The organism is Rhodococcus sp. T2V (assembly GCF_029269925.1).
GTDB lineage: Bacteria > Actinomycetota > Actinomycetes > Mycobacteriales > Mycobacteriaceae > Rhodococcus_F > Rhodococcus_F koreensis.
Window position 1 is genome coordinate 12898 of the sequence record NZ_JARJBD010000014.1, and the last position, 17312, is coordinate 30209.

13 protein-coding genes are annotated in these 17312 nt (G+C 66.2%); 9 read left to right on the forward strand and 4 right to left on the reverse strand.

Features of this window, described 5'->3' with window-relative positions:
- The first annotated feature begins 104 nt into the window (after positions 1-104).
- From P3H15_RS14345 to P3H15_RS14385, 9 genes are all read left to right on the forward strand, one after another.
- Entirely contained in the window at positions 105-1604 is a 1500-nt protein-coding gene (locus tag P3H15_RS14345) for an APC family permease (RefSeq protein ID WP_276137844.1), read from the forward strand.
- Between the two features lie 40 nt (positions 1605-1644).
- Complete coding sequence (locus P3H15_RS14350; RefSeq protein ID WP_276137845.1) at positions 1645-3081, forward strand: aldehyde dehydrogenase family protein; 1437 nt, start codon at positions 1645-1647, stop codon at positions 3079-3081.
- A gap of 228 nt (positions 3082-3309) precedes the next feature.
- A complete protein-coding gene (locus tag P3H15_RS14355; protein ID WP_276137846.1) occupies positions 3310-4737 on the forward strand; it encodes an FGGY family carbohydrate kinase in 1428 nt (475 codons plus the stop codon).
- Entirely contained in the window at positions 4734-6164 is a 1431-nt protein-coding gene (locus P3H15_RS14360) for an NAD(P)/FAD-dependent oxidoreductase (protein ID WP_276137847.1), read from the forward strand. Before P3H15_RS14355 ends, P3H15_RS14360 begins: the two co-directional genes overlap by 4 nt.
- Entirely contained in the window at positions 6161-7492 is a 1332-nt protein-coding gene (locus P3H15_RS14365; protein ID WP_276137848.1) for an NAD(P)/FAD-dependent oxidoreductase, read from the forward strand. The genes P3H15_RS14360 and P3H15_RS14365 overlap by 4 nt, the downstream gene beginning before the upstream one ends.
- A gap of 262 nt (positions 7493-7754) precedes the next feature.
- Positions 7755-9095, forward strand: a complete 1341-nt coding sequence (locus P3H15_RS14370) for an MFS transporter (protein WP_276137849.1) — start codon at positions 7755-7757, stop codon at positions 9093-9095.
- Positions 9096-9271: 176 nt separating this feature from the next.
- On the forward strand, positions 9272-10168 hold the full coding sequence (locus tag P3H15_RS14375; RefSeq protein WP_276137850.1) for a dihydrodipicolinate synthase family protein: 897 nt from the start codon (positions 9272-9274) through the stop codon (positions 10166-10168).
- 93 nt (positions 10169-10261) lie between these two features.
- On the forward strand, positions 10262-11380 hold the full coding sequence (locus tag P3H15_RS14380; protein WP_276137851.1) for a 1-aminocyclopropane-1-carboxylate deaminase/D-cysteine desulfhydrase: 1119 nt from the start codon (positions 10262-10264) through the stop codon (positions 11378-11380).
- 47 nt (positions 11381-11427) lie between these two features.
- The gene (locus tag P3H15_RS14385; protein ID WP_276137852.1) at positions 11428-12462 is read left to right on the forward strand and encodes a proline racemase family protein; all 1035 of its coding nucleotides are present in this window, start codon (positions 11428-11430) and stop codon (positions 12460-12462) included.
- Between the two features lie 40 nt (positions 12463-12502).
- Here P3H15_RS14385 and P3H15_RS14390 read toward each other — a convergent pair whose 3' ends face one another.
- From P3H15_RS14390 to P3H15_RS14405, 4 genes are all read right to left on the reverse strand, one after another.
- Complete coding sequence (locus tag P3H15_RS14390) at positions 12503-13138, reverse strand: uridine kinase (protein WP_276137853.1); 636 nt, start codon at positions 13136-13138, stop codon at positions 12503-12505.
- 41 nt (positions 13139-13179) lie between these two features.
- Positions 13180-14568 carry an MFS transporter gene (locus tag P3H15_RS14395; protein ID WP_276137854.1) on the reverse strand — a complete coding sequence of 463 codons (1389 nt, stop codon included), beginning with the start codon at positions 14566-14568 and terminating at the stop codon, positions 13180-13182.
- A gap of 58 nt (positions 14569-14626) precedes the next feature.
- Positions 14627-15172, reverse strand: a complete 546-nt coding sequence (locus tag P3H15_RS14400; RefSeq protein WP_276137855.1) for a helix-turn-helix transcriptional regulator — start codon at positions 15170-15172, stop codon at positions 14627-14629.
- 498 nt (positions 15173-15670) lie between these two features.
- Positions 15671-17236 (reverse strand): APC family permease, encoded by a 1566-nt coding sequence (locus tag P3H15_RS14405; RefSeq protein ID WP_276137856.1) that lies wholly within the window; start codon positions 17234-17236, stop codon positions 15671-15673.
- Between the last annotated feature and the right edge of the window lie 76 nt (positions 17237-17312).

The following is a 17312-nucleotide window of genomic DNA, read 5'->3' on the forward strand; positions in this document are numbered from 1 at the left end:
GACAGTTGCTCAAAGAGCGGATAGACTTCCCCTTGTGCGGCTACCCCCGACCCCAGCCTCGCCGCACTGCCGAGGCTTTCTCGACACCGACCAGTGAGGTCAGCATGGCCACAAAACCCGAAGAGCCGACCGTGTCCACCCAGCCACCCGCGCCCGGACCCGACTTCGAGTCCGCGCCCACCGGGACGCCCGCGGACTCCGACGCCGCGTACCTGGAGAAGCTCGGGTACAAGCAGGAGCTCAACCGCACACTCGGACTCTTCTCCGCGTTCGGAGTGCAGTTCACCTCGATCGCGATCGCCTCCGGCATCTTCACCACCCTCATCGTGGGATTCGGATTCTTCGGCCCCGCCTCGTTCTGGTCCTTCCTCGTCGGCGGCGGCCTGCAGGTGTTCACCGTGGGCCTGGCAGTGGCACAACTGGTGTCCGCCTACCCGCTGGCCGGCGGCGTCTACCAGATCACCGGCCGGATCACCGGCAAGCCGTGGCTTGCCTGGCAGACCGGATGGTGGCTGCTCATCGCCCACACCGTCGCCGTCACCACCGTGGCGGTCAGTATTTCCCCGTTCATCGCCGGATGGTTCGGCGTCACGTTCGACGGTCCCGCCGACACCCTGCCCTGGGCGCTGGGCCTGATCGTCCTCGGCACGATCATCAACATCGCGGGCGTCAAGGTCGCCGCGGTACTCAACAACATCGGCGTCGTCGCCGAGGTGCTGTGCGTCGTTGCACTCGTCGGCGTCCTGCTGGTCGTCAAGCATCCCACCCAGCCGCTGTCCTTCCTGAGCGACTCGGCCGGGACCGCCTCCGGCGGAAACTGGTTCGTCCCGTTCCTGTTCGCGATGATCCTGCCCGCCTACGCGATCTCGTCCTTCGATGCCACCGGCAACGCGTCCGAGGAGACCAAGGACGCTGCCCGCAAGGCCCCGATGGCCTCGGTCATGGCGAACGTGTCGTCCTACGTGGTCGGCGTGTTCATGGTCGCCCTGATCATGCTCGCAATCCAGGACCTGCCCGCGGTGATGGACAGCGACACCCCCGTCAAGCTGATCCTCGACACCGCCGTCGGCTCCGCGTTCGCCAACATCTTCGAGGCCGTCGCGATCATCGCCCTGTTCGCTGCGCTGGTGATGTTGCAGCTCACCGGAATCCGGGTGCTGTGGTCGCAGGCCCGCGACGGTCAGGTGCCCGCCGCGCACTGGCTACGCAAGGTCAGTGCGCAGCGCATCCCGATCAACGCCACCCTCACCATCTTCGCCCTGTCGGTGATCTTCGCCCTGTGGTCGTCGCTGCTGTCGGTACTGGCCGCCATGACCGCCCTGGCCTGGGGACTGGCGTACGGCGTCGTCGTCACCGTCGGTCTCTGGGGTCTGCTCCAGCGCAAGCTGCCGAAGCACCCGTGGCACTACGGATTCCTGAGCCCGCTCATCTTCGTCCTGGCCATCGTCTGGTCGGTGGTGCTGTGCGCGCTGCTGATCTACTCCGACCCCACCCACGTCGGAATCGGCATGCTGCTGGTGATCCTCTCCGGCGCAGTCGTGTACATGACCATCCCCAAGAGCCGACGCGGCAAGTCCATCGACACCCTGCAAGGCCACCTGTAACCCCACCCGCCGATAAATTGCAACCGAGGAAAGGTTTCACATGTCGTCCCCCATCCAGCTCACCAACATCATCGACGGCAAGGCGGTGACGGGATCGTCCGATACGATCCGCACGGTCCTCAACCCCTCCACCGGTGGGGTGATCGCCGAGCTGACCGAGTCCACGATCGAGGACGCCGACCGGGCGGTCGCCGCCGCCCGCGCCGCCTTCCCCGCGTGGTCCGCCAAGACCCCCGGCGAACGTTCGCAGATCCTGCACGAACTGGCGAATCTGCTCGAGGCCAACCTCGACGAACTCGCCCACCTGGAAACGATCGACGCCGGCAAGCCCACCACCGCGGCCACCGGTGACGAACTGCCCGGGATCGTCGCGGCGTTCCGGCACTTCGCCGGGGCGGGCCGGGCACTGGCCGCCCAGGCCGCCGGCGAATTCGTCGCCGGCAACACCAGCTTCGTCCGGCGTGAGCCCCTCGGCGTCGTTCTCGGCATCACCCCGTGGAACTTCCCGCTGTGGCAGGCGGTCTGGAAGCTGGCCCCCGCCCTGGTCGCCGGCAACACGGTCGTGATCAAGCCGGCCGAGCTGACCCCGATCGCCACCACCCGGTTCGCCGAACTCGCGCAGCAGCTGTTGCCCGCCGGTGTCCTCAACGTCGTCCACGGCAAGGGCAGCGTCGTCGGCGATCACCTGGTACGCCACCCCGAGGTCAACCTGGTCTCGTTCACCGGCTCCACCTCGGCCGGTCAGCGCATCGCGGAGGCGGCGGGCGCGGCGCCCAAGCGTCTCGTGCTCGAACTCGGCGGCAACGCTCCGGTCGTGATCTACGACGACATCGACCTCGAGGCCGCGCTGCCGATCCTGACCAACGGCATCCTGTTCAACGCCGGCCAGGAGTGCATGTCCGCCACCCGTCTGCTGGTGAGCGAGAAGATCCACGACCGGTTCGTCGAGGCGCTCGCGGCCAGCCTGGCCGCCACCGAGATCGGGGACGCGGCCGACGCGTCGACCGTCCTCGGACCGCTGATCTCCGAAGGCCAGCGTGCCCGGGTCGCCGAGCTGGTCGACCGGCTCCCCGCCCACGCCCGCGTCGTCACCGGCGGCAAGGCCGTCGACGGTCCGGGTTACTTCTACGAGGCCACCCTGATCGACGGGCTGCAGCAGGACGACGAGCTGGTCCAGGAGGAGATCTTCGGACCGGTCGCGACGGTGCAGACCTTCACCGACGAAGCCGACGCCCTCGCCAAGGCCAACGCGGTCGAGCAGGGACTGGCCGCCTCGGTGTGGACCCGCGACATCGGCCGCGCTCTGCGGAACGTCAACGCCATCGAGTCCGGGGTGGTCTGGGTGAACAACCACATGGCCGTCGGACCGGAAGGCCCGCTCGGCGGCTTCAAGGGCTCCGGCTACGGCAAGGAAGGCGGCGCCGCGGGGCTCGAGGAGTTCACGCGAGTCAAGCAGGTCATCGTCAGCCTCTCCTGACCCGTTCCTCGTGATCGCCCGTTGAGTGCCGGAGTGCGCCGCGCCATGCCGAAAGCATTGGCGTGGCGCATAATCCACAGAACGAGGAGGGTCATCATGCTCGCAGCAGCACGTCACCGCCGGATGACCGAGGAGTGTCCGCCCGGCCGGCTCCGCGGCACCATCGAGTCCGCCGGCGCATCCGCGCTGTTCTGATCCCGGCGCTCACACTCTCGAAAGGAAGAGATCGTGGCAGTCCTTGCCATCGACCAGGGCACCTCCGGGACCAAGGCGGTCGTCGTCTCCGACGACGGCGACGTCCTCGCCATCGCCGAGAACACCGTGCGCCCCACCTATCTCGCGGCCGGTGGCGTCGAGCAGGATCCGATGGACCTGCTGCACTCCGTCCTGGATGCGGGCCGGAAGGCGGTCACCCAGGCGGGAGTGCCGGTGTCGGCCATCTCCCTCGCCAACCAGGGCGAAACCGTCCTGGTGTGGGATCCGGAGACCGGACGACCGCTGAGCCCGGCAGTGGTCTGGCAGGACCGCCGATCGGAAATGCTCTGCCGCGACAAGGCGGCGGCCCGGAGTTGGGTCGAACAGCGGACCGGATTGATTCTGGACCCGTACTTCTCGGCGCCCAAGATGCAGTGGCTGCGCCGCAACGTCTCCCGCGAGGGAGTGGTCACCACCACCGACACCTGGATCGTGCATCACCTGACCGGCGAATTCGTCACCGACACCGCCACCGCGAGCCGCTCGCTGCTGACCGGTCTCGACACCGGAGGGTGGGATCGGGAACTGCTGGAGCTGTTCGAGCTCGCCGAGGAGCGGTTGCCCGAGATCGTCGGCAACGACGCCTTGGTGGGCAAGACCGATGCCTTCGGCGGGAGCACCGCCGTCGGCGGGCTGATCGTCGACCAGCAGGCGGCGCTGCTGGCGGAGCGGTGCCTCGAACCCGGCACCGCCAAGTGCACCTTCGGCACCGGAGTGTTCCTGCTCGCCAACACCGGCCGACGCCCGGTGCGCTCGGCGTCCCAGCTCGCCTCCTGCGCGGCGTGGAACGTGCGGGGGCAGACCTCCTACTGTGTGGACGGGCAGGCGTACACCGCGGCGTCGGCGATCCGGTGGATACAGGACCTCGGGCTGATCACGTCGGCGCGGGACCTCGACAGCACCGCCGCCGAGGATTCCGGAGGCACCTACTTCGTCCCGGCGCTGGCGGGACTGGCCGCACCGTGGTGGCGACCGGACGCGACCGCCTCGTTCACCGGGATGACCCTGTCCACCGATCGCGCGCAGCTGGTGGCCGCGGTACTGGAGGGCCTGGCGGCGCAGACCGCCGAGCTGGTCTCGGCCGTGGAGGTCGACCTGGGCGGCCCGCTCACCCGGCTGCGCGTCGACGGTGGACTCACCCAGTCGCGGCGGTTGATGCAGGCGACCGCGGACCTGACCCAGATCCCCATCGACGTCTATCCCTCATCGCATGCGACCGCTCTCGGTGCGGCCGCGTGCGCGCGCCTGGCGATGAATCCCGGCCTGTCCCTTACCGACGCGGTCACCGACTGGACTCCCGCCACCACCTACGAACCACGCTGGTCACCCGACCGCGCAGCAGAATTCCGACACCACTGGACGTCGGCGGCACACGCGACGCTTCCCCAGGAGAAACGATGACTGACTCACCCACGCCCACCGACTACGACTTCGTCGTCCTCGGTGCCGGTATCGTCGGTTCGGCGATCGCCCGCGAACTGGCCGGATACGACCTCACCATCGCGCTCGTCGAGGCCCGTGACGATGTCGGCGACGGCACCAGCAAGGCGAATACCGCGATCCTGCACACCGGATTCGACGCGAAACCCGGCACCCTCGAATCACGGATGGTCAGCCGCGGCTACACGCTGCTGTCGGAATACGCCGAGCAGACCGGAATTCCCGTCGAACACACCGGGGCAATCCTCGTCGCCTGGAACGACGAGGAGTACGACGCTCTGCCGAGTCTGCGGGACAAGGCCGCCGCCAACGGCTACACCGAGTGCGACATCGTCGACGCCGCCACCGTGTACGGGATGGTGCCCGATCTCGGCGAGGGCGTCCTCGGCGGTCTGACCGTGCCGGACGAGTCCATCATCTGCACCTGGACGACCAACCTCGCGCTGGCCACCGACGCGGTCGCCCGCGGGGTGACGCTGCGGACCAACACGCGTGCGGCGTCGGTGACGGTCGAAGCAGACCGCACCGTCCTGCACACCTCGGCAGGCGACATCACCGCCCGCTGGGTGATCAACGCGGCCGGGCTCGGGGCGGACTTCCTCGATCAGGCCTTCGGCTACAACCGCTTTCACATCACCCCGCGCCGCGGCGAACTTCTCGTCTACGACAAGCTGGCCCGCCCCCTGGTCGACAAGATCGTGCTGCCCGTTCCCACCTCCCGGGGGAAGGGTGTGCTCGTATCGCCGACCATCTACGGAAACGTCATGCTCGGCCCGACCGCAGAGGACCTCACCGACCGGTCGGCGACGGGCACCTCGGCGAAAGGGTTCGAATTCCTGCTCGGCAAGGGCGCCAAGCTCCTGCCCCGGCTACTCGACGAAGAGGTCACCGCCACCTATGCCGGGCTCCGGGCCGCCGCCGACTACGGCGACTACCTCATCGAGGTCGACACCGATCAGCGGTACGTCCTGGTCGGCGGCATCCGGTCGACCGGCCTGACGTCCGGAATGGCCGTCGCCGAGTATGTCGGTGAACTCCTCACCAAGGCCGATGCTCTCGGCGAACCCCGCGCCGAGCTGCCGGACCCGCCGGCGATGCCGAACATCGGTGAGGCCTTCACCCGCCCGTACCAGGACGGTGCGCGCATCGCCGCGGACGCCGAATACGGCAAGGTCGTCTGCTTCTGCGAGCGGGTCACGGCCGGTGAGATCCGCGATGCCTACGCCTCGCTCATTCCCCCGGCCGGGCTCGAGGGTCTGCGCCGACGCACCCGCGCCATGAACGGCCGATGCCAGGGCTTCTTCTGCGGAGCAGAGGTGGGCGCCCTGGCCGAGGGCTACCGATGCGCCGGCCGCTCCGCCGCCACGACACCGAAGGAAAACCGATGAGCGTCCCTACCTCACCACGCGCCGTGATCAAGACCGACATCGCGATCGTCGGTGGCGGCCCGGCGGGCCTGTCCGCCGCCACCCGGCTCGGCAAGGTCCACGGCCGCCGCACCCTCGTCCTCGACCGGGAGAGCCGTGCCGGCGGAATCCCCAGGCACTGCGACCATCCCGGCTACGGCATCCGCGACCTCCACACCTTCATCGGAGGTCCCGCGTACGCCGAGCGCCTGGTCCGGTCGGCGACGGACGCCGGGGCAGACATCCGGACCAACGCGACGGTCACCGCCGTCCACCCCGACGGCGCGCTCGATGTCACCAGCCCGGCCGGGCTGCTGCGGGTGGAGGCGAAGGCACTCGTCCTCGCGACCGGTGCCCGCGAGCGGGCCCGCCCGGCCCGCCTCATCCCGGGGGACCGACCCGCCGGCGTCTACACCACCGGGCAGTTGCAGAATCTCGTGCATCTGCACCACGGTCGCGTCGGCACACGGGCCGTGATCGTCGGCGGCGAACTCGTGAGCTGGTCCGCGGCAATGACACTGCGCCACGCCGGCTGCGACACCGTGCTGATGACCACGCAATACCCCTCACCGGAGTCGTACGCCGCCTTCAACATCCCCGGCAAGGCACTGTTCCGGTTCGCGATCGCCACCCGCACCCGCGTCGTCGGCATCATCGGCCGCAAGAACGTCGAAGCCATCGAGATCGAGCACCTCGACACCGGAGTCCGGACGAAGATCGACTGCGACACCGTCATTTTCACCGGCGATTGGATCCCCGACCACGAACTGGCCCGCACCGCAGGCATCGAACTGGATCCCGGAACCAAGGGGCCGCTGGTCGATACCGCCCTGCGTACCAGCGCTCGAGGCGTCTTCGCCGCCGGCAACGTCCTGCACCCGGTCGACACCGCGGACATCGCAGCACTCGACGGCACCTTCGTCGCCGATCAGGTGGCCGGCTACCTCGACTCGCATGCGCCCGCTCCCACCGGGGAGGCTCTGCGCATTCTCGCCGAAAAGCCGTTCCGGTGGGTATCTCCCGGCCTGCTGCGCCCGGGCGACCCGGCTCCGCCGCGAGAGCGCCTGCTGTTGTGGACGGACACGCTCGTCCGGTTCCCCAAGGTCACCCTCTCCCAGAACGGCCGCGTCGTGACCACCAAGACACTGCCCTGGGCGGCCTCCCCCGGCCGCGTGTTCCGGGTGCCGTGGTCGATCATGCGCGACGTCGACCCGTCCCGAGGACCGGTGACGGTCGGCCTGGCGAACGCAACCCAGACCGCGCCCACGCTCAACGGGGTCGGGCAGTTCATCCCCGCCCGCTGCTCCTGACACACACCCGCGATCACTTCCTGCCCGCCCTGCCGAACCAGTCATCCTCTCGCGGTGCCTGATTCGGCAGGGCGGCTTTCGCACGTCCCGGGAGCCCGGCAGCCCTCACCTTCACCCCGCAAGCAGCTGACTGAGCGCGCGCGAAGCGCGCTTTACTCGACGTTGACATTGCGTGTGACCCGGACAACAATCAGGACGTCACTTGTCGACAATAGACCGCACTCACCTTGTGCGGGTGCCCACGAATCGATCGGAAGCATCCATGACAGAACACCAGGGCCATCTGCACGGCTCGGAGATGCGTCGAGCCATCACCGCGGCGGCCATCGGAAACTTCATCACCTGGTTCGACTTCGCGGCCTACGGGTTCCTCGCCGTACTCCTGGGGCAGATCTTCTTCCCCTCCGAAAACCCCGCCACCAGCCTGCTGGCGACCTTCGCCGCATTCGGGGTCGCCTTCCTGATGAATCCGATCGGCGGATTCGTCTTCGGCCGCCTCGGCGACAAGGTGGGCCGCAAGAAGATCCTGGCCACCGTCATCATCTTGATGTCGGCGTCGACCTTCGCGGTCGGCCTGCTGCCCGGGTACGCCTCCATCGGCATCGCCGCGCCCGTCCTGCTGGTGGCTCTGCGCATCCTGCAGGGCTTCGCCGCCGGTGGCGAACCCGGCGGTGCCGCAACGTTCCTGGTCGAGTCCGCCGCGCGGGGACGACGGGCACGCACGGTGAGCTTCTGGCACTGCTCGAGCTATCTCGCCAACGCCGCCGCCTCGATCCTCGTCCTGAGCTTGAACGCGGCCCTGAGCGACGACGCGATGTTCGCCTGGGGCTGGCGGATACCGTTCCTGATCGCCGGTCCACTCGGACTGGTAGGCCTCTACATCCGACTCAAGCTCAGCGACACAGCGGAATTCGAGCGCTTGCAGGCTTCCGGCGAGGTGAGCGAGTCTCCCATCAAGGACGCCCTCGCCACCAGCCGGCGCCAGATCATGCAAGTCGTCGGCTGCATCGCCTTCCAGGCCGCCGCCTTCTATTTCATCTTCGTCTACATGGAGACCTACCTGCAGGCCGAGGTCGGATTCTCGTTCGGCATGGCGTCCGCGTCGACGGTCACCTGCCTGGTGTCGGCCGCGGTGTCGATCTTCGTCTTCGCCCGCTTCTCGGACCACTTCGGCCGCAAGCCGGTCATCATCCTCGGCGCGGTGTCGAGCACACTGATCGTCTTCCCCTCCTTCGTGGCGTTCTCCACCGGCAACATCGCCGCCATCATGGTCGCCCACGCCGCCATGGGCGTGTGCCTGGCCATGTTCATGTCGGCCTCCGGCGCCGCGATGGTGGAGATCTTCCCCTCGAGAGTGCGCTACGCCGGCTTCTCCATCGGCTTCAACATCTCCGTCGCACTCTTCGGTGGCACCGCACCCTACGCCGCGACCTGGCTGATCTCCGCCACCGGAAGCCCGGTGTCCCCCTCGGTGATCCTGATCGTCACCGGGGTCACCGCAATCGTCGCCGCCACCACCCTCCACGAAACCGCCGGACGCAGGACCGACGCCGTCATCGCCGCCCATCCGGCGGAGTACGACCCGGTTCGGGTCGGCGAATGAGAACCCCACCACCCGAACCCTTGACAAGCACCGCGCGCCACAGTTAAATTTCTATCGTTCACTTGTCGACAATCGTCAATCTACGACGATCGAGGAGACGAGCGGGATCCGGGCCATCGACTCGGAGAATCCACGGCACTCGAGTAGCCGACCAACCACGACACAAGGACACGAACATGACCAAGAAGCTGGGTGGCATCCTCGCTGCCGTTTCCACTCCCTTCGCCGCCGACGGCTCCGTCGACGAAGGCGCACTGCGCAACCACGTCGACTTTCTGATCGACAACGGTCTGCACGGTCTCGTTCCCGGTGGCAGCACCGGCGAGTTCGCGGCACTGTCCCTCGACGAGCGCAAGCTCGTCAACAAGGTCGTCATCGACCAGGCCGCAGGCCGGGTGCCCGTCGCCCCGCAGACCGGCTCGACCCGCACGGCGGACGCGATCGAACTGTCCAAGCACGCCGCCGACGCCGGAGCGGACGCGGTCCTGCTGGTCCAGCCGTTCTACGAGGCGCCCACCCGCCACGAGGTGATCGAATACTTCGCCACCGTCGGCGAGGCCGCGAACATCCCGGTCATCGCCTACAACCTGCCCGGTGTCACCGGAATGAACCTCGACCGCCCGTTCTACCGCGAGCTGCTGGGGCGCACCGACGCCGTGAAGTACATCAAGGACACCTCCGGCTCGATCGAGCAGGCCTTCGACCTCATCTTCAACCTCGGTGACGCCATCGACACGTTCGTCGGCTGGGACACCATCGTGCTGCCCGCCTTCTCCGCCGGTGCCGCCGGATCCATCTGGGGTGCACCGAACTTCGCACCCAAGGAGACCGTGGCGATCTACGAACTGGCCAAGGCCGGCAAGTACACCGAGGCCCTCGAGATCTTCAAGCGCCTGTGGAACGTCCTCGACTTCCTGGGCAAGGAAGGCTACGCCGTGGCCACCAAGGCCGCCGCACAGGCCGTGGGTGTCGACCTCGGCGTCCCCCGCGCGCCCTACGGCGAACTGCCCGCGGAGAAGAAGGAAGAGCTCACCAAGCTGATCGCCGAGACCGGCCTGAACTACGGCAAGTAGACCGGCCCCTCACCGACTGTCGGCGATGTCGGCCCACCGCGGCCGGCATCGCCGACCCGAATCGCACGCGTTTCGAAAGGAGCGACCCTTCCCATGACACGCGCGCAGAGGCCGGTGGCGAACGTCTCCGTCACCGATCCCGTCTCGTACCTGATGCCCTGCATCGCCGACGCCGGCGCCCGAGAGATCCTCGCGCGGCGGTGGCGGTGCAGGATCAGACTCACCGCCACCCCGACACCGCTGCATCTGCTGCCGAACTTCTCCGAACGCCTGGGCCGTGAGGTCTGGATCAAGCGGGACGATCTGACCGGGTTCGCTGCCGGCGGCAACAAGTCCCGGAAGCTGGAGCTGATTCTCGCCGATGCGATGAACGCCCGCGCGACCAGTCTGGTCACCGTCGGGGCGCAGCAGTCCAACCATGCCCGCACCGTGGCGGCGGCCGCGACAGCGGCGGGCATCGACGCCCACCTGATCCTGGGTGGCCGTGCCCCGCAACGCCCCAGCGGCAACCTGCTACTCGACGACTTGTTCGGCGCCGAAACCCATTTCGTCGACGGCCTCGATTGGACTTCGATGAGTGAGCACGCCCGACAGCTGTGTGCCCGGCTGCGGGATCAGGGCAACCGCAGCACACGCCCGTACCTCGTTCCCGCCGGCGGCAGCACCAGCTCGGGAGTACTGGCCTACGCCGCTGCCTTCCTCGAGATCCACCACCAACTCGAACTCGTCGACCGCACCGACGCCACCATCGTGCACGCCTCCTCGACCGGCGGCACCCAGGCCGGGCTCGAACTCGGCGCCGCACTGCTCGGCGCCCCGGCGAACATCGTCGGCGTCGACGTCGCGCAGATCCACTCCGACCTTCGCGGACGGGTCCGGGACCTGGTGGCCGCCACCGCGGAGCTCGGATTCGACCCGCCCGCAGTGACCCCGACCGTGTTCGACGAGTACCGCGGTCCGGGATACGCACTCGCCTCGGACCGGTCGCAGGCGGCGATGACCGAACTGGCCCGCGACGAGGGCATCGTGACCGACCCGGTGTACACGGCGAAGGCCGTCGCCGCACTGTCCGACCCCCGCCTGACCGGGCCCATCGTGTTCCTGCACACCGGTGGTGTGCCGGCGATGTTCGCCGACGACGCCGCGGGCGCATACCCGGCTGTGCAACGCTCGAAGGGAAGGCCGCTCGTCGCGGCACAGAACAATTACTGACACTGCTTCGATGAACGCCATCGAAGCGCATCGGATCGGAGGAAGTCGTGCGGTGGAGCCGAGTCGTCAACGTGGTCAAGTGTCACGTGGGTGGGGAAATCAACAACGTCGTGACCGGCGGGATCGGTGACGTTCCCGGCGCCACCGTGTTCGAGAAGATGAAGCACTTCCGGGACAATCAGGACGACCTGCGGCAACTGCTGTTGCACGAACCCCGCGGTGCGGTCACCCACTGCGTCAACTACATCGTCCCGGCCACCGATCCGCAGGCCCAGCTCGGCTACGTCATCGCCGAGTCGACCGAGTATCCGGCCATGTCGGGCAGCAACACGATGTGTGTGGCGACGGCACTGCTCGAGACCGGGATGATCCCCATGGTCGAACCCGTCACCGACATCGTCCTCGAGGCACCCGCCGGGCTCATCCGCATCCGGTGCACCTGCGAGAACGGCAAGGTCACCGGCGTCGAGTTCGAAAATCAGCCCGCGTTCGCCTATGCGGTCGAGGTACCGCTCGAACTCGACGGATACGGCACCCTCACCGTCGACGTCGCCTGGGGCGGCATGGCGTACGTGCTCGCCGACGCCGAGGCCCTCGGCCTGAAGTTGGTTCCCGACGAGGCCCGCGACCTGTGCGAACTCGGCCAGAAACTGAAAACCGCAGCAGCGGAGCAAATTCCGGCCCAGCACCCCACCAACCCGGAGTTCGCCGGCATCACCCAGACCGAATTCGTCGGTCCACTGTCCCGCCACGAGGGCGTCCTGACCGCGCGTAACGCGGTCGTGGTCTCACCGGGGCGCCTGGATCGCTCGCCCTGCGGCACCGGCACGTCCGCCCGTCTTGCGGTCCTGAAAGCGAAAGGCCTGATCGAGGTGGGTGAGACCTTCGTCCACGAATCCGTGATCGGCACCCGATTCACCAGCCGCATCGACCGGCTCACCAGCGTGGGCGACTACGAGGCGGTCGTACCCCGCGTCACCGGGCAGGCCTACATCACCGAACTCAGCCAGGTCGGCCTCGACCCCGCCGACCCCTTCCCCACCGGCTACACACTGTCCGACAACTGGCCGACCGCACACTGACCATGTGAGTGGGAAAGTGTGCCGGGACACGCTTTCCCACTCACGTGGGATTTGACGGTCGCATCGAGCAGTCGATTGACGTCCCGCCCGGCATCCGCTCTCCTGAGATGGTGACCGATGCTCGCGCCCAGGGGCGGTCGTCAGCAAGGAACGAATTCTCCTGTGCCATCCAGTCGTCGATGAAATCGAGTGGGTCGATGCGGCGATCGACACATCGACGGTGGGCTACTGCAGGATCCGTGTGGACCCAGATCGCGACGTCGAGCCAGTGCGCGACTTCACGGTGCGTCGCGCCCACTCCTTCGACCACGACGATCGCTGCCGTACTCGGGATATCGATGGCGCCGGGCCGCCCTCGCTCCGACCAGGCTGAGGGGCGGAACGACACGGGAGGTCCGCCCGTCCGGAGTGGACGCAGAATCTTCTCGGCGAGGATCTCGTGCCAGCTGAAGAATGAGTGGTGCCAGGCGATATCGTCGGTGTGCACGATCGCGACGGTGCTGTCCGCGGCGGCCAGTCGTGCCGCGATCGTGGACTTACCTGAGCCACTGCGGCCATCAATTCCTGCGATGGTGAGACCATCTGCGTCGCGGCGTCCACGCAATCGATCGAGGAGAGCCTCGACGGTCGTCTCGACCCATTCACCAGGCTCTGGTTCGTCGTCACATATGGTCATCGTGTCGTTCTCCGCTCGTTGCCCCAACCTCGTTGCCGCACCTATTCTTCGAGGAGATCCCCACACGAGGCGTGGTCTCGAGCCCTCGGAATAGGCGCAACCGCATACGCATCGTCCGCGACCAGCGCCTTCCGGGGCGTGAGAACCATCGTGAACAGTCCCAGCAGCGCCACGCCCAGAACGAAGAATGCCGGTGCCAGGGCGTGCCCGGTCCCTTCAGCCAACGCGACGGACACGAATGGAGCGGTCCCGCCTGCGATCATGACGCCGATGTTGTAGCCGACCGCGACTCCGGTGTAGCGGTGGCGGGCGGCGAACAGTCGGGGGGCCATGGTGAAGACTGCCACCTGAAGAAACGAGGTATTGACCATGATGAGGAAGAATCCGAGCGCAGCCCACCCGAGACCGCCGTCGAGCAGCGTCATTGCCGGGTACGTGAGAATCAGATAGCCGACGAGTCCGATGCATCCAACGGCGCGTGTTCCGATGCGGTCGGCGAGTATTCCGGTCAACAGCATGAGCAGACCGGTGAGTGCAATGACGCCGACAGCGATCCAGTACACGGGAACCGTGTCATACCCATCAGTTTTCGTGAGATGGATACTGAGGTAAGTGAATCCGAAGTACGACGTGCCGTTCACTGCAATCGACAACCCCGCCAGCCGGAGCAACGAGCGGCGCTCGTCCCGGAACACTGCCCGCAGCGGCGACTCGTCGACGGCTCCATCGGTCACCGAGGCGAGACTGTCCTGAAGTGTGCGCCGGATCCACAGGCACAGCAGAGTCAGGGGAAGCGAAAGGAGGAATGGGATTCGCCAACCCCAGGACTGCATCTGCTCGTCGGTTGTCACCACCGTCATCAGCGCGGCCATGGCAGCAGCCGAGGCGAACCCGATATTGCCGCCGAGTCCGATGACCGACCCGTAGCGGGCGCGTCGAGACGGTGGCGCAACTTCCGATACGAATGTTGCGGCGCCGCCATTTTCCCCACCGGCTGAGAAGCCCTGGATCATGCGAACCAGAACCAACAAGAATGGTGCGAGGAACCCAGCCTGGCCGTAGGTAGGCAAGAGCCCCATGGCTGTACTCGCCAACCCCATGCACAACAGAGTCGCAACCAGCGCGGTTTTGCGACCGTAACGGTCGCCAACATGACCGAACACCACTGAGCCGAGCGGCCGCATGAAATATGCCGTACCGAATACAGCCAAGGCGGCCAGGAGCGAAAGTACTGGGTCATCAAACGGAAAGAACAGCGGCGACATCACGACAGCGAGATAGCCGTAGATGCTGAAGTCGTAGAACTCGAGGACCGTACCTCCGCCGGCACCGAGAGCTACCTTGTGAATACTCCTACCTGATGGGCCGGCATCCGCAGGCTCACGGCTGCCGGCAGCCCCTGCGCTGAGCTTGTCACCATCGTGAACCATCGTCAGACACCTCCGTAGTCGAATATCGACAATCAGCGTTTTGAGTGTGAGAATGCGCTCATCGCACGTCGATCAGCTTCGCGGCTGCTTCCTGCCGACTGGTGACGTTCAGTTTCTTGAGAATGTTGGCGACGTGAAATCGAACAGTGTTCTCGCTGATGCCCAGCTTCTCGGCGATGGATCTGTTCCGCTCCCCTCGGGCGACAATGTTGAGAACATCGCATTCCCGTTCGTTCAGAATGGCCAGTGGGTGCTCGCGCGGAAGTTGCGCACGACTGAGTGTCTGTTGTCCGATGGTGTGGGTCATCACGATTTCTGTGCCCCACCGGGGTGTGCAGCGAACATCGGTGCGGTCAGGCCGGGGTAGACCGCCGAGATCGATTTCGTTGCGTAGCCAATGCTCGTCGAGCTCGCCGGGACCATCATCCCGAACGGTGACTATCAGCTGGGTTGTACCGACATACCACGTGACGTGAAACCGCCTGACCCGCGGTTGAGTGCAGAGCAGGTAGATCGCCTGAGTGACGAAGCGCCCTGCCGTGCCCGCAGCTCGCCTGTCGACTGTGCTCACCGATTTTGAATCCAGCAGGTAGTCGATGCGCACCTGCTGGCTGAGTTGCAAAGGCTGCAGTTCGGTGCGCAGCGACTCGAGTGCGACTGCGGACAGTTCCCGCCGCGACTTCCATTGGGAGATTCTCCGTGGAGTCGGTGATTCGGCGAGGAGTCGCAGAGCGGATGTCAACGCGAGTTCGCGAGCCTCGTTGTCGGGAAGTTCATGGTCCCTGAGCACGCGAATCAACTGCAGTAGTGCGTCGGTGCGTCCGGTGTCGGATCCGGCACCGGCTCGTGTGGCAAATCGATCTCTCGTCGACACATCCTCTTCATCGAGGTCTCTGTCGGAATCGAAAGATGCTGGAGGCAGTGGCTCGTGGTGCGTCATCTGGGTGCTCTCAGGGCCTGGCGAAGGTAATCATTGCGCAAACCCTCGGAAGTTCCAGGTTCTGGCATCGAGACCTACTGATCATCGTCGATGGAAGGGAGCCGGGCCCCAGGGTGCTACTGGTGACCCGGCTCAGTGAAGGCCTTCCGGATTGCCGCCGGTCTAGCCGGCTGCCGCATTCTCCGTGATGTGCTGACGAGCGAGCCGAATTCGGTCCGCCACCTCTCTCGCGTCACCTTCGGGAGCAGTCGACTTCAGTTCAGGTTTGGTGATGAGCATGTAGGTCAAGCCCAACGCTGAGACGATGATGAAGCCGATCAGCGCGGTCCATCGATCGAAGAACGGAAGAGCGGCGTCACCGGAGGGCTTTGCGAGCATGATGCAGGCCAGGATCCCGTAGGCGAGTGCAGCAATGTTGATGACCATCCCGAATCGGCCGAGGTTCCAGGTGCCCGCAGGGCGCCACCCTCGGATCCGGGCACGCAGTGCGGCCAGGACCACCATCTGGAAGGCGACGTACCCCGCCAGTACTTGGAAGGCCGCAATGCGGAGCAGCCCGTCGGGCGAGAAGTAGTTGAACAGTGTCAGCAGGACCGGGACGACGTTGATCGCCAGAAGTGCGTTCACCGGCAGGTGGTGCCGGGCCACCGAGACCTTCTTGAAGATGCGGCTACCGGGGAACATGTCGTCGCGAGCGAACGAGAAGACCAGGCGACTGGCAGCTGCCTGCTGACTCATCACCCCGGCGAGGAAAGAAGTCAGCGCGACGACGAGGAAGAGTTTGGTGCCGACTGTGCCGATGGAGTCCTGCATGATCGTGGGGATCGGGTTGCTGTCGTCGCCGGAAATGATCGCCGGGAGATTGGGTGCCGCCAGAACGAAGCCGCCGTAGGCAAGCAGTGCCGCAGCACCACCGATCCCCACGGTCATCTGCATTGCGCGGGGGATGCTCCGTGCAGGGTTGGGGGTTTCTTCGGCGACTTCACCACACGCTTCGAAGCCGTAGAAGAGGAGGAGTCCCACGAGAGATGCACCGAGGAACGCCTTGATGTATCCGTCTGAGCCGCCGGCGCCCAAGCTGTCGAAGAATACGGAGAATTCCTGCTTACGTTCGAACACCAGCAGGTACAGCCCGACCACGATGATGCCGATCAGCTCGCCGGCCAGTCCGATCTTCGCGATCAGCGCCAGGGTGCGTGTACCGGTCAGGTTGAACAGAAGGCAGATTCCGAGCATGGCGAGCGTGATCCACAGCTTTTCTGTGGGCGTGGCCGTGACACTGGGCTCGTCCGCGGTGCCCTTGAAGAGGCTCACCACGAAGTCCGACCCGAAGAGGGCGGTGGTCGCGATGGCGATCATGATGCACCAGATGTATTGCCATGACATCTGCCACGCGTACCTCCCACCCCACAGGCGCCGCGCCCATTGGTAGATACCACCGGCGAGAGGGAACTGCGACACGATCTCACCGAAGACCAAGGCGACGAGGAACTGCCCCATCCCGACGAGGATGATCCAGAAGATCGCCGGCGGGCCGGCGATGGCGAGTCCCACGCCGAACATAGCGACCACGCCGACCATCGGCGAGAGGTACACGAATCCGAGAGCGAAGTTGCCCCACAGGCTGATCTTCCGCTCGAAGGTCTGGTCGTATCCGAGAGATTTCAGATACGCCTCGTCAGCGTCGAGGGTCTTCGCCTCTGACGGCGAAATGTCAGGACTAGTCATTGATGTGCTCCAGCTAGTTGTCGCCTGGAAGGATCATGGCGAATGGATTTCTTGCGTAGGGTGATCCGATCAGGAC